The organism is Microbulbifer elongatus, assembly GCF_021165935.1.
GTDB classification, from domain to species: domain Bacteria; phylum Pseudomonadota; class Gammaproteobacteria; order Pseudomonadales; family Cellvibrionaceae; genus Microbulbifer; species Microbulbifer elongatus.
In genome coordinates this window covers 2,994,551-3,008,241 of record NZ_CP088953.1, presented here as the reverse complement: position 1 = coordinate 3,008,241, position 13,691 = coordinate 2,994,551, and the positions used below count along the sequence as shown (strand labels likewise).

General features: G+C 60.3%; 9 protein-coding genes. 3 read left to right on the top strand and 6 right to left on the bottom strand.

Going from position 1 to position 13,691, the window contains the following annotated elements:
• Positions 1 to 15: 15 nt before the first annotated feature.
• The 3 genes from LRR79_RS12335 to LRR79_RS12325 form a co-directional block, all read right to left on the bottom strand.
• Positions 16 to 1,836 carry an alpha/beta fold hydrolase gene (locus LRR79_RS12335; RefSeq protein ID WP_231757507.1) on the bottom strand — a complete coding sequence of 607 codons (1,821 nt, stop codon included), beginning with the start codon at positions 1,834 to 1,836 and terminating at the stop codon, positions 16 to 18.
• A 40-nt stretch (positions 1,837 to 1,876) separates the two neighbouring features.
• Positions 1,877 to 2,494 carry a trimeric intracellular cation channel family protein gene (locus LRR79_RS12330; RefSeq protein WP_231757506.1) on the bottom strand — a complete coding sequence of 206 codons (618 nt, stop codon included), beginning with the start codon at positions 2,492 to 2,494 and terminating at the stop codon, positions 1,877 to 1,879.
• 199 nt (positions 2,495 to 2,693) lie between these two features.
• Positions 2,694 to 3,881, bottom strand: a complete 1,188-nt coding sequence (locus LRR79_RS12325; RefSeq protein WP_231757505.1) for an acyl-CoA dehydrogenase — start codon at positions 3,879 to 3,881, stop codon at positions 2,694 to 2,696.
• 373 nt (positions 3,882 to 4,254) lie between these two features.
• On the opposite strand from LRR79_RS12325, the gene LRR79_RS12320 reads away from it, so the two are divergent.
• Genes LRR79_RS12320 through LRR79_RS12310 form a run of 3 tightly spaced genes read left to right on the top strand, consistent with a single transcriptional unit; the run spans position 4,255 to position 10,134 of the window.
• On the top strand, positions 4,255 to 5,670 hold the full coding sequence (locus LRR79_RS12320) for an efflux transporter outer membrane subunit (RefSeq protein ID WP_231757504.1): 1,416 nt from the start codon (positions 4,255 to 4,257) through the stop codon (positions 5,668 to 5,670).
• Between the two features lie 46 nt (positions 5,671 to 5,716).
• Positions 5,717 to 6,973 (top strand): efflux RND transporter periplasmic adaptor subunit, encoded by a 1,257-nt coding sequence (locus tag LRR79_RS12315; RefSeq protein WP_231757503.1) that lies wholly within the window; start codon positions 5,717 to 5,719, stop codon positions 6,971 to 6,973.
• A 17-nt stretch (positions 6,974 to 6,990) separates the two neighbouring features.
• The gene (locus LRR79_RS12310) at positions 6,991 to 10,134 is read left to right on the top strand and encodes an efflux RND transporter permease subunit (protein WP_231757502.1); all 3,144 of its coding nucleotides are present in this window, start codon (positions 6,991 to 6,993) and stop codon (positions 10,132 to 10,134) included.
• A gap of 71 nt (positions 10,135 to 10,205) precedes the next feature.
• Here LRR79_RS12310 and LRR79_RS12305 read toward each other — a convergent pair whose 3' ends face one another.
• From LRR79_RS12305 to LRR79_RS12295, 3 genes are read right to left on the bottom strand one after another with little or no spacing between them, the layout of a single operon-like run.
• A complete protein-coding gene (locus LRR79_RS12305) occupies positions 10,206 to 10,523 on the bottom strand; it encodes a hypothetical protein (protein ID WP_231757501.1) in 318 nt (105 codons plus the stop codon).
• Positions 10,520 to 13,036: a cytochrome c oxidase subunit I gene (ctaD, locus tag LRR79_RS12300; protein ID WP_231757500.1), complete on the bottom strand. Its 2,517-nt coding sequence runs from the start codon at positions 13,034 to 13,036 to the stop codon at positions 10,520 to 10,522. Before ctaD ends, LRR79_RS12305 begins: the two co-directional genes overlap by 4 nt.
• Entirely contained in the window at positions 13,033 to 13,647 is a 615-nt protein-coding gene (locus LRR79_RS12295; protein WP_231757499.1) for a cytochrome c oxidase subunit II, read from the bottom strand. The genes ctaD and LRR79_RS12295 overlap by 4 nt, the downstream gene beginning before the upstream one ends.
• Positions 13,648 to 13,691 lie beyond the last annotated feature (44 nt).

Below are 13,691 nucleotides of genomic sequence, written 5' to 3'. Positions count from 1 at the left end.
CCCCGGTGACGGTGCTCAGTAGAGTTCCGAATACCGGTTGCCTCCCGGTGCCTGGCGGTGCCGCTGCGCTTCATCGCGGGCACCGTCGGTGGTGCCTGATGATGGCTCCGCCTGCGGTGACTCGGAAGTGGCGGGTGGCGACGGTTGCATCTCTGGAGAGGCCGTCGCGCCGGTATCACGGGTCTGCCTGGTCTGATCGCTGTCGGCAGGTGCGCTGTCGGATTCCTGTTGTTCCTGCTGCTTTTTCAGTTCGGCAATTTTCTGCTCCAGTTCGGCCTGGCGTGCCAGCTCCGCCTGGCGACACTGGGCGGCGCTCTCTGCCACCGGCTGCTCCGGGCTGTCGAGAAAGTCGGCTGCCGCCTGTTCCGCGCAGTCGCTCGCGGAAATGACGTCGTGCGCCAGGTGGGGGAATAGAACCCACTGATGGTTGGGCAGTTTTTTCCGGGCCTTGTCGGCATCTTCGGCGGACAGCACCGGGTCCAGCGCGCCGTGCATCACCAGCGCCGGAATGGGTGTCTGCACCGCGCGGGACTCCACCATCGGCGCGGATGGAATGGCCCAGATTCGGCATTGCATCTGCATCATGTCAATGTCGGCACGCACCGAGCCGCCGAGAATGCCACTGGTGGCTGCGAGATTGCGGGCCTGCTGGAAGTCGACGAAGGGGGCTTCCTCGTAACAGAAATGGCTGATCCCGGCGGCGTCACCGAAATTCGGATCCAGCACCAGGCCCATGAAACTGGCGATAGCCGGCTTCAACAGTTCCGCCTGATCCGCTTCCAGTTCCTCGATGATGGCCGGGAATTCCCGGTAGAAATTTTCGTTGTACAGGGCCTGAAACAGTACGCGCAACAGCCGCTGGCCAGTGAGAACAAATTCGTACTGTTCGCCGGGGTGGATGTTTCCGGTCGTCACAGTAATCGGGGATTCATCCAGCGCCTGGACACGGGCTTCCAGGCGTTGCTCCAGGTCGGGGTATTGTTTGTTGCACGCGCGGTCCTCGCGACAGTGATCCACCCCGCGCCGGTAGGCGACAACCACATCCTGCGGCAGTTTCTGGGTATAGATGATGTTCGGAAACACCGCGCTGTTCAGCACCATTGCGCGCACGGACTCGGGAAAGTCGCGGGCCACGGTCAGAGCGTAGCGGGTGGAATAGGAGACGCCGTACAGGTTGAACTGGGGCACCCCAAGGGCCTTGCGCAGTTCTTCGACATCCTTTGCGACCACGGCGCTGTTGTAATGCGCCAGGTCGGCCTTCTGGCTGAGTCGGCTGTAGCAGCGCTCCATGCTGTAGGTAAATACCCGCGCTTCTTCGTCCGTACTCAGGTTGCGGGTGAACGCGAGATCGGCATCCTTGATAAATTCCGTACAGGCGAGCTTGGGAGTCGCCATACCTGTGCCGCGCGGATCCATCACGATCAGGTCGCGGCCGTCTTCCACGCTCATGGCCGAGTAGTTCACCCACAGCCAGTCGCTGGCATTCTCGGGTTCCAGACCCATGCTTGCGCCGGGGCCGCCGGCACCAAGGTGCAGCAAGGGCTCTTTGTCGGGATCGCTGATCTCGGCAAAAAAGCGCACGACCGGAAACTGGATCTTGCGGCCTTCCGGTTTTTGATAATTCTCCGGTACTTCCATCATAAAACACTGGGTGGTCGGCCAGCTGGCCTCCGCATCAAACCAGCAGGGCTTGGGAATCAGGCGGCTGGGGGAGGGAGCGGTGGTCGGCTCCTCCGTCCCACAGGCGTTCAGCAGAGCGGCCACACACAGTGCTCCCAGATAGCGGAGCCAGCGGAGTGAGAAACGGGATAGCAAACGCAGAGAGGGTATTGGCATAGGGTATTTCTGAGGTTAAAGGAGACCAGCCACGGGGCGACTACTCTGACCTGAAGCGTGCAATCGGTGCGGACAGGTTCCAGCGCAGTGCCGCCAGACGGATCGAGAGGGTGACCAGCACCGCGATGGCCACCACCGCTTCCCCGGGGAGCACCGGTATATCGTCCAGTATCACCAGAGCAGCAGCGCCACTCAAGGCTGCTGTGGCATATATTTCACGGCGCAACAGCAGTGGAATATCGCCGCATAGCAGGTCCCGGATCAGGCCGCCAAAGGTCCCTGTCATGACCCCCATAACGATGGCGATTGCGGGGGAGTAGCCGAGACTCAGTACCTTCTGGGTGCCGATCACCACAAACACCGCCAGTCCTGCCGCATCTGCGATCATCAGCAGGCGCATGGGTACACGCAGATAACGGATGACGTAAAAACTGACCACGCCGGTGATGGCGGCGATCCACAGGTAGTAACTGTCGGTGAGCCAGAATACCGGTACATTCAGGATCATATCCCGGGTGGTACCACCGCCGGTCGCTGTGACACAGGCCAGTACCACGGCACCAAACAGATCCATCTGCTTGTGACCTGCCGCCAGTACCCCGGTAAAGGCAAACACCACGATACCGATCAGGTCGCACCAGTAGAGAAGTTGTTCCATTGACTCCGGCTCGCAACAGTTCCAGTGATCCGGTTCAGCGTTCCAGAAAACAGGCGGGTTTCTGACAGCGAACCTGAGAGCGTAGGCGTGAGGTGCCGGTATGGCCGGGAGACCGTCACCTGGGACCGGTCTCCGGCGGCTGAGCCCGCGCCTTCTGGCGTGGGATTATGGAGGGCTTGGCGGTTTGGGTACAGTTCTGTCAGAAAAACGCCTGCAGCCCGGTCTGAGCGCGGCCGAGAATCAGGGCGTGCACATCGTGGGTCCCCTCGTAGGTGTTGACCGCTTCCAGGTTCATTGCGTGGCGAATTACATGGAACTCATCGGCAATGCCGTTGCCGCCGTGCATATCCCGGGCGATGCGGGCAATCTCCAGCGCCTTGCCGCAGTTGTTGCGTTTCACCAGAGAAATCATGGTGGCGTCGAAGTCTTTTTTCTGCTCGTCCATCAGGCGGCCAACCCGCAGGGAGGCCTGCAGGCCGAGGGTGATTTCGGTCTGCATGTCCGCAAGTTTTTTCTGGAACAGCTGGGTCTGGGCCAGTGGTTTGTCGAACTGCTTGCGATCCAACCCGTACTGGCGCGCCGCGTGCCAGCAGAATTCCGCGGCACCCATGGCGCCCCAGGAAATGCCGTAGCGGGCGCGGTTCAGGCAGCCAAACGGGCCGCGAAGCCCTTTGATATCCGGGAAGCGGTTGTCTTCGGGTACGAACACATTGTCCATCACGATCTCACCGGTAATGGACGCGCGCAGGGAGAATTTGCCCTCGATCTTGGGCGCACTCAGCCCCTCCATACCTTTTTCCAGCACAAAACCGCGGATATCGCCTTCATCGTCTTTGGCCCAGACCACGAACACATCCGCGATCGGACTGTTGGTGATCCACATCTTGGCGCCGGTAAGGCGATAGCCACCGTCCACTTTTTTCGCACGGGTCTTCATGCCGCCCGGGTCCGAGCCGGCATCGGGCTCTGTCAGTCCGAAACAGCCCACCCATTCACCGGTGGCCAGCTTGGGCAGGTACTTCTCTTTCTGGGCGTCGCTGCCGTAGGCATAGATCGGGTGCATGACCAGGCTCGATTGCACACTCATGGCGGAGCGGTAGCCGGAGTCCACACGCTCTACCTCCCGCGCCACAAGGCCGTAGGAGACGTAGTTCAGGCCGGCGCAGCCGTAGCCTTCAATGGTGGAGCCCAGCAGGCCCAGCTCACCCATCTCCTGCATGATTTCACGGTGGAAGATCTCGTGCCGGTTGGCTTCCAGCACCCGCGGCATCAGTTTCGACTGGCAGTACTCGCGAGCCGTATCGCGAATCATGCGCTCTTCATCGCTCAATTGGCGGTCCAGTAGCAGGATGTCGTCCCAGTGGGCCAGCGGCTGATTTTTGCTCATGGTTTGGATCCGTACAGAGTCGTAAGACACAGGGTCTTTAGAAATTGTGTTATTGCGCTCTCGTCATAGTAGGCAATTGCCCGGTCATTCATAAGCGCATCCGGGAACAACCGGTCTCGGGGCGCGGTGGCCCGGAACCGGCGGAATGACTGTGGGGGCATCATAGCGAACCCCTCTGTGGGAGTCACGTTTGTGATCACATTTTGCAGTTGATTGGTATTTCAGTCAGATATTCACCAAAACCGTAAACAAACGTAAAACGCCTTGGCCACCGACTCATAAGTTTTGATAATGAAAACAAATGCTATTAGATCGAATCAGTTTTATGGGTTTTTCGCGGAAATTGTTCACTTTGTGCGGCCTGGTGGGCGCTGTGAGTGTCGCTGGATGCAGCACGCCGCAACCACTGCCTGCAGAATTGCCGCAGCAAGTGTTCGCGTTACCGGAGCGGTTCAGTGCCAGCGGGCAGGCATCCGTGGAGGCGCGGTGGTGGCAGGCGTTTGACGACGCCGCATTGAACGCGCTGGTACAGGAAGCGCTGGCGGCCAACCCGGACTTGCAGGCGACTTACTGGCGGCTGCAGCAGGCGGATGCTGCGGCGGCGCAGGCGCGCAGCGGGTTCTGGCCGCGGCTTACCGGGTCTTTGCAAAACACGGAACAGCGGCGTGCGTCCAGCAACGAATTCGATTTTTCCGGTGCCGAAAATGAAGGTAACAGCTGGAGTGGCAATCTTGCCGCCAGCTATGAAATTGACCTCTGGGGCAGGGTACGCAGTGGTGCCCGCGCCGCCCAGGCCGGCTATCTGGCCCAGGAGCAGAATTTCAATATCGCCGCGCTCACCCTGGTTGCGGAAGTCGCCGGCGTCTGGTTGCAGTTGCAGGAAGAGCGCGGTCAGGAGCGCCTGCTGCAGGCCCAGCTGGATATCAACCGCCAGTCACTGCGTGCACTGGAGCTGCGCTTTGGCAGTGGCGTGACCGCTGCTGCAGACGTTCTGCAGCAGCGTCAGTTGGTGCAGCAGTCGTTGCAGGAGCTCGATCAGAGTCGGGCAAATATCCGGATCCTGCTCGCCCAGCTGGCAGCGCTGCTGGGCACCAGCGTCGAGTCCTTGCCTCCCTCCGCCTTTGCCGAATCTCAACTGCCGCAATTACCCCCCTTGCCGGACACCGGTATTCCGTCGAACCTGCTACTGCGGCGCCCGGATGTTCAGAGTGCGCAGCGCTCCGTGTTGCAGGGGCACTATCTGGCGGATCAGGCATGGGCCGAACGGCTGCCGGCGCTCTCTCTGAGCATGCTGGTAAATGGCGGCGGTCTGGCGCTGGTGGACATTACCGAAGACTGGCTGCTGAATCTGAGTGCATCCCTTGAGGGGGTGATTTTTGACGGTGGCAACCTGAGGGCGCAGCAACGCCAGCAGGAAGCGGTGGAGCAGGAGCGGTGGGCCCTGCTGCGGGATACCGTGTTCCAGGCGCTGAGCGAAGTGGAACAGGCGTTGATCAACGAGCAGGCCATTCGTCAGCGTTTGCAGTTTCTGCAGACCCGCTCCGAGCTTGCCGACCAGATTACCCTGCGCCAACGCCGCGCCTATGGACAGGGCACACTGGATTTTCTGAATGTGCTGTCGGCCACCAATAACCAGCAATCACTGGAGCGTCAGCTGCTCACCGCGCGCCGCGAACTGCTGGAGAATCGGGTGGCGCTGTACCGCGCGCTGTCCGGAGGATTGCCAGCGCAGGATCTGCCGCACCCGGCACCGGTGGAGCTGGACGTTTACCGGCAGGAATCCTTATAAGCCGGGTCACATCCGGATCTATTGAAACCGTATTTCAGGAGCTGTCATGCTGAATAAAATCAACTGGAATATCGCCATTCCGATCCTGCTGATCGTGCTGGCGTCCGTCGTCTCCAGTTGGCTGCTGCGGGAAAAGCCCACGATGCAGCGGGGGGAACGCAAAACGCCGCCGCTGACGGTGGAAGTGGCCATTGCCGAGTACGGACAGTTTCCGTTGACCATTAATGCCCTTGGCAAGGTCACTGCCCGCGAGCAGGTGGATTTACAACCACAGGTAGATGGGCGCGTAGACTGGCTGGATTACGACCTTGGGCCAGGGTCGACTCTGACGAAAGGGCAGCCAATGATGCGCATCGAGCGCGAACCCTACGAGCTCGCACTGCAGTCCGCACGCAGCACGCTGGCGGAGCGGCGCGCGGAATTACAGCAGGAGCAGGGGCAGCGACTGGTTGCCCAGGAAGAATTCGAATTACTGGGACGCTCGCTGCCGGATGCCGACCAGTCGCTGGTATTGCGCGAGCCACAACTGGCGGCGGCCCGTGCGCGGGTGGACGCGGCACAGGCGCAGGTAAAACTGGCAGAGCGGGACCTGCGTCTTACTGAAATTAGCGCACCGTTTAATGCACTCCTTGTGTCCCGCAGTGTCGATGTGGGCGATCGCGTGGCCCCGGGAACCGTACTCTATTCACTGGCGGGTGCCGACCGGTTTCAAATCGAGGTGGAAGTTCCGGCCCGTCAGCTTCCGCAACTCAATACCCCCAAAGCCTCCGTGCAGATTCGCGGCAGCCAGTGGCCCGAGACCATCTTCCGCGAAGGCCGGTTCGTGCGGGTGATCCCGGTACTGGAGGAACAGGGGCGGCTGGCGCGGGTGCTGGTTGAGCTGGATGACCCCCTCGGTATGAAAAAAGCCGGCACTCCGCAACTGTTGCTCAACGATCTGGCGCGGGTGCAGATCACCGGTCAGGCTGCGGGTCAGCAGGTGCGTATTCCGCTCACCGCGTTGCAAGACGGCAACCGGGTCTGGGTGGTGCGCGATGGAAAGATCCGCATCCAGCCGGTGCAGGTCTCTCACTACGACGATGAATTCGCCATTCTCGCCAGTGGACTGCGCGGTGGCGAAGTCCTCGTTACCACGCGCCTGGCGAGTGTCACCGAGGGTATGCCCGTGCGCACCGCCGGCGCCGCGAAGGATGGCGAGGCCGCAAATGACAGCCGCCCGCGTAGGCGCGCGGGGGAACCACCGGCGCGGCCGGCCAATACGCCGAAAAGCCGCCAACAGGGTACCGATGGTGAACGCGGATGAGTAACCCGAACGACCCAATGGATAGAGCCCATCGCGGACCGCGCCCGGCCATTGATACCGGTCACGGGCCCATCGCGTGGATGACCCATAACCATGTGACCGCCAACCTGCTGATGCTGGTATTTCTGATTGGCGGTCTGATTTTCTCGCTGACCATCAAGAAAGAAGTCTTCCCGGAATTCAGCCTGGACATGGTGAGTGTCAGTATTTCCTATCCCGGTGCCAGCCCGGAGGAAGTCGAGCGCGGTGTACTGGTCCCCGCAGAGCAGGCGGTGACCGGGCTGGAGGGGATCAAGGAGCTGCGTGGCAGTGCCGGTGAGGGCAGTGCCAGCCTGACCCTGGAACTGGATGAAGACGCCAACGCCAACAAGGTGTTTCAGGATGTGCAGGCCGCCATTGATCGGGTGTCCACTTTCCCTTCGGATATCGAACGGCCCCAGGTGAGCCTGGCGGAACGCAAACGCGATGTACTGGACCTGGTGGTGCACGGGCAGGTTGATGATCGCACCTTGCGCGCTGTCGTCATGCAGGTGTATGACAAGCTCGAAGCACACCCGGATATTACCCAGCTGGAAGCCTACGGGGTCAGGGATTTTGAAGTGGCGATTGAGGTCCATCGGGACGACCTGCGCCGTTACAACCTGACCCTGGCCGGCATTGCCCAGCTGGTGCGGAATGCCGCGGTCGACGTACCTGCCGGTGGCGTGAAGTCGGAGGCCGGCGAGATTCTGGTGCGGGTCACCGAGCGCAAAGACTGGGCGCGACAGTTTGGCGATATTGCCATCGCGCAGAGTGAGGGCGGCGGCACCGTGCGTCTGAAAGACGTTGCCACGATACGGGACGCGCTGGTAGATGAGCCGCGCAATATGGTGTTTAACGGCGAGCCTGCCGCCGGTATCGACGTGTTCCGTATTGGCGATCAGACGCCCATGAGTGTCAGCGATGCCACCCACGAAGTGCTGGAAGAGCTGCAGCAGACGCTGCCGCCGGGTATGCATGTGACGGTCCGCGATGACGACTCGGAAATCTTCAAGGAGCGCCTTTCGCTACTGCTGAAAAACGGTTTTATCGGCCTGCTTCTGGTGTTCGTGGTACTGGGCGCGTTTCTGGAGTTGCGTCTCGCTTTCTGGGTCACCCTGGGCATTCCCATCAGCTTTCTCGGAGCGCTGCTGTTCCTGCCGGCGATGGATATCTCCATCAATATGGTGAGTATGTTCGCCTTTATTATCGCGCTGGGGATCGTGGTGGATGATGCGATCATCGCGGGGGAAAACATTTATGAGTGGCGCCAGCGGGGCTACAGTAATTTTGATGCGGCAGTGGCCGGCGCCCGTCAGGTGGCGGTGCCACTGACCTTTGCGATTCTCACCAATATTGTGGCGTTCATCCCGCTGACCGAACTGCCCGGGTTTATGGGCAAGATCTTCGGTGTGATTCCGTTTGTGGTGGGGTCCGTGTTTGTGATTTCCTGGGTGGAGGCACTGTATATCCTGCCCGCCCACCTTGCCCATTCCAAGCGCGGCTATAAAAGCCGCTCTGCCCGTCGTCTCGCGGCCCGACAGAAGCTGATTGCACGGGGGCTGGACCGGTTTGTGGAGTACCGCTTCAAGCCGGTCCTCGACGCCTGTGTGCGCCACCGCTACATCACCATTTCGGTTTCCCTGGCGATTCTGATCGTGATGACCGGCTACGCCGCCAGTGGACGTATGGGCTTTACCCTCATGCCGCGGGTAGAGCGGGACTCCGGCCGGGTCCAGGTGACGTTTCCGCCGGGTACGTCCGAGGCCCAGCTGGAGCGCGCGCGCTCCCAGATTATGGGGGCCGCGGATCGGATTCTCGAAGAGACCGGCCGCGAGGGCTTCTTTATCGGCATGCGCGGGCTGATTCGCGACGACTCCGTGCAGGTGGATGTCTATCTGACACCGGGGGATCAGCGCGAAATTTCTACCGGTGACTTCGTGCGGCGCTGGCGCCGGGAAGTGGGGCCGGTACCCGGTGCGCTCAGCTCCAGTTTTGCCAGCGACCGCGGCGGCCCGGGTGCCGGGCCTGCGCTTACCGTAGAGTTGCGCCATGCGGATACCGATATGCTGGAGCAGGCCGCCACGCAATTGTCCGAGGCCCTACAGGCATTTCCCGCGGTGGGGGATATCGACGCCGGTGTTTCCCAGGGCAAGCGGCAACTGGACCTTACGTTGACCGATACCGCGAAAAGCCTTGGCCTCACCGCGGAGGACATCGGGCGTCAACTGCGGGCATCCCTGTATGGGGCCGAGGCGATGCGCCAGCAGCGAGGCCGGGATCAGGTAAAAGTCATGGTGCGCCTTCCGGAGGAGGAGCGGGTAACACTGGACGATGTCAACAACATCATGATCCAGGCGAGTAACGGCTTGTGGTTACCCCTGCCGGATCTTGTGGTGATCGACCAGGGGCGCGCTTATGCCGGTATCAACCGCCGGGAAGGCCGCCGGGTAATGACCGTCACCGCCAATGTGGAGCCGGCTGATCAGGCGGCGCTGGTGATCAACGAGCTGAACGAAACCACCATGCCGCAACTGCGTGCACAGTTTCCCGGCTTGAGTATTTCCTATGAGGGGCGTCAGGCAGAAGAGCGGGAGGGACTCTCGTCGCTGGGATTGACCTTCTCTCTGACCCTTGCGGTGCTGTACTTCCTGCTGGCCATTCCGCTAAAAAGTTATATTCAGCCGCTCACGGTGATGGTGGCCATTCCGTTTGGTGTCATCGGTGCGATTCTCGGGCATCTGGTGATGGGCTACGGCCTCAGTATGGTCAGCCTGCTGGGCATGGTGGCCCTTGCGGGAGTGGTCATCAACGATACGCTGGTCATGATCGAGTATGGCAACCGTCTGCGCGGGGAGGGTATGCCCATCACCGAGGCCATCAAAGCGGCCGCCGCCCGCCGTTTCCGCCCGATCATCCTGACCACCGTAACCACTTTCTGCGGTTTGATGCCGATGATTTTTGAAACCTCGGTGCAGGCGAAATTCATGATTCCGATGGCAATTTCACTGGGCTACGGGATTCTGGCGGCGACCACGATTTCCTTGTTGCTGGTGCCCTGTTTATTTCTGATGTTCTCGAAAGACATTCCGGCGTTTTTTAGCATGGTGAAAGCCCGGACGTTGGGGGGGATGCGAACCTGAGCAGCCAACCGGCCCGCGCTTTTGCAGGTATTGTGGCCTGAGTGGGCCTGGTGTTGAGCGGCCAGCGACGCTTAGCTGCAGATACTTGCAAAGGTGACGGGAAATAGCGCCCATACCGAAGCCACGATTGCGACCCAGGCGGTGATACGGCTGATGCGGGATGTCCACTCGAGAATGGGGGAGCTTCGCTCTAGCCAGACCAGTATCCCGACAAGGGTTGCGATGGTCAGCACCCATACAAGAATCAGCCCGGCGCGCATAAGCGGTACGCCAGCAAAGATTACGTCGTTCAGTTCCGTGGCGCAGCCGAATCCCTGCAGGCCATAGACCGCGCTGAAGGCGGCGAGCCAGACAAGTGGTGCGATCAATAGGCGGAGTAGGTCGCTCATGTGAACAATACTGGGCTGAGGATGAGCATAAGACTGACGAGGCCGATCAGCACGGCGTAGTCGATCCAGAGGCGGACGATTTCCACTTCAGCGCGACGGCGTGTGGAAATAAAGCCGTGGCGGATGCGGAAAATAAAAAAGACGAGCATCAGAATCGCCAGCAGCACATGAAACAGTCCGTAAGCGCTGATGACACACAGCACCGCGCCATAGGCGTGTTCCGTCGGCGAGGGCGCGCGCCACAGAAGATTGACAAAAATGACGGCCAGCGTGCTCAGACCGACGAGCGCGAGCTGAGGGGACAACCGCCAGGGGAACCACCGGCGAGTCGTGCCTTCCGTTTTGCATGTCTCCTGCCGGATACATCCGGGGCTCTGACGGGCGGCGAAAAATGCCAGTCCCGCCGCAGCAACGCCGATCAGCGGTTCCCACAGCGTGAATGCGAGCCATTGGGGTGGCGGCCAGTTGGGCGCAATGGTCCAGAGAAAGGCGTAGCCAAAAATCAGCGAGCCGAACAGCGTGGCATCGGCAATCATCAGAAACGCGCTGCCCCACCAACCCTGAGAGCGGTTTGTCTGCGTGGCATGTGGCACCGTCTCACCAAAACCGATGTTTTGATCTGCCTCATCGGTTCGGCTGCCCAGTCCCCAGACCCAGCGCCAGGCGAGAGCAATGACACCAATCACCGCAAACGGTGTGAACCAGTAAACCTTGAACAGCAGGGATAGGAAAAAGCTCCCCGTTACGGCCGCCATGCACATCGGCAATGCGGTGTTGCCGGGATAAATGACGAGGCTCTCGGGTTCAGCGCGAGTGGTACTGACGGTGAGCATTTCCCGCCGGTTATCGCGTGGCACCGCAAGATAGCCCACCCCACGGGCGAGGCGTGTGGGCAGATCGGGTGTTTCGATGAGCGGTTCTCGGCTTGTCACCCGCGGTAGGCTGGGGAAGTTATAGGTCGAGGGCGGTAACATCATGGACCACTCCAGAGTGCCCGCCCGCCAGGGGTTGCGTTTTCCCCGAATGGCAACATAGGCATTGAGCGCCAGGTCGAGTAAAACCATCGCCAGACCGATAGCGAGTACAAAACTGCCAACCGACGAGATCAGATTGATCACCCCCCAGCCCATGTCCGCATCATAGGTGTAGATACGCCGTCTCTGGCCCAGCAGGCCGACCCAGTGCATCGCCAGAAAAGTACCGTGGAAACCGATAAATACCAGGGCAAACGCATACTCACCAATACGGAAAAAACGTCGTCTGCCGGTGACCAGCGGGGCGTAGTAATAAAGTCCTGCCAGCACTGGAAAAACAAAACCACCAAACAGCACATAGTGCAGGTGTGCGGTTACAAAAGCGGTGTCATGGGCCTGCCAGTCAAAGGGAACGATCGCCAGCATCACACCGGTCAACCCGCCAATCACGAAGGTGGCGAAGAAGCCCAGTATATAGAGCATCGGCATGTGCAGCTGTGGTCGCCCTTGCCACATGGTGCCAATCCAGGCGAAGACCTGCACTGCGGTGGGAACAGCCACCAGTGTCGAGGCTGCAGAGAAAAAGGCAACCCCCATATGGGGAATGCCGGTGGCGAACATGTGGTGAACCCAGAGGCCAAAGCTGAGAAAGGCCAGTGCCACGATGGACGCCACAACCCACCCGTAAGCAAGAAGAGGCGTGCGCGACATCACAGGGATGATGGTTGATATCAGCCCGGCCGCGGGTAGAAAAATGATATAGACCTCAGGATGCCCGAACAGCCAGAACAAGTGTTGCCACAGCAGGCTGTCGCCCCCCAGGGCGGTATCAAAAAAGGGAAGACCGAAAGCGCGCTCCAGCTCCAGTAGTATGGAGCCCAGAATCAGCGGCGGGAAGCCGGTTAAAATCATCAGCGCGGTCACCAGCGCATACCAGGCAAAAATCGGCATTTTGTCCAGCGACATACCCGGTGCGCGAAATTTCAGAATCGACACGCAGAGCTCTACTGCCGCACAGATCGCGGAGATTTCCACAAAGGTGACGCCAAGCAGCCAGACATCGGTATTGATTCCCGGTGATGCCGCCGCGCCCGTCAGTGGAGGATACATAAACCAGCCGCCGTCAGGTGCCAGGCCAACCAACATGGAAATCAGCATCATCGATCCGCCAAAGGCGTAACACCAGAATCCATACGCAGTGAGCCTGGGGAAGGCCAGGTCGCGCGCGCCCAGCATTTTCGGCAACAGGTAGACTGCCAGACCCTCGAACGCGGGAATCGCAAACAGGAACATCATCATGGTGCCATGCATGGTGAAAACCTGATTGTAAATATCAGGCCCCATGAAGGCGGCGTGTGGGCTGGCCAGTTGCGCGCGAATGAGCATGGCGAGCACGCCGCCAACCGCAAAAAAGAAGAAAGCCGCCGCCAGAAACATACGACCGAGGTCGGTGTGACTGACCGTGGTAAAACAGCGTTTCCACCCCGGGTCCGATGCCCAGATTTGGGTCAACAAGCGATGGCGTTTCAGGGCGTTCACATCGACTCTCCGGCAAGGAAGCGGGCCCAATCCGCGGCGCTGTGGGCTTGCACAACAAATGTATGGCCGGTGTACCCAGCGCCGGAAAACTCCGCGCTCTGGCCGTGATACAGACCGGGTGCGTCGGCCTCGATCCGAAGCGTATTGACGTGGCCGGGAATCGCATCGAGTTTTCCGGCGAGGCGCGGTACCCAGAAGCTGTGAATGACATCTCGGGTGGTAATGGCCACATCCACCGGGCGTCCGGCGGGAATGTGCAATATGCCCTCGCTGACATAGTTCGGGCGCTCGGCGTAGGTAAACTGCCAGCGCCACTGCTGCGCGATCGCGTGGACTCTCACAACCTGCGTATCGTGATGTGGCAGCAGGCGCTCGCCGACTACGAGTGCATAGATCAGCAGGGCCGCGAGTACACTGATCGGAAAGGCCAGGCCCAGGCCGTGGATCCAGATGCGCAGGGTGCGGCTCCGCGGTTTGTCGGGGTTGGGAGTACTGTAAAAACTTCGCCAGATGAGCGCTGCTACAATAATGGCGATCAAGGCGGATCCCGCTAGCATGATCCACCAAAGCGTATTGATCTCAGTGGCCGCAGGGCCTACTGGGTCGAGCACTGACAGGGATCCTTGGCAGCCAGCCAGTACGATAAGCGGAAAAA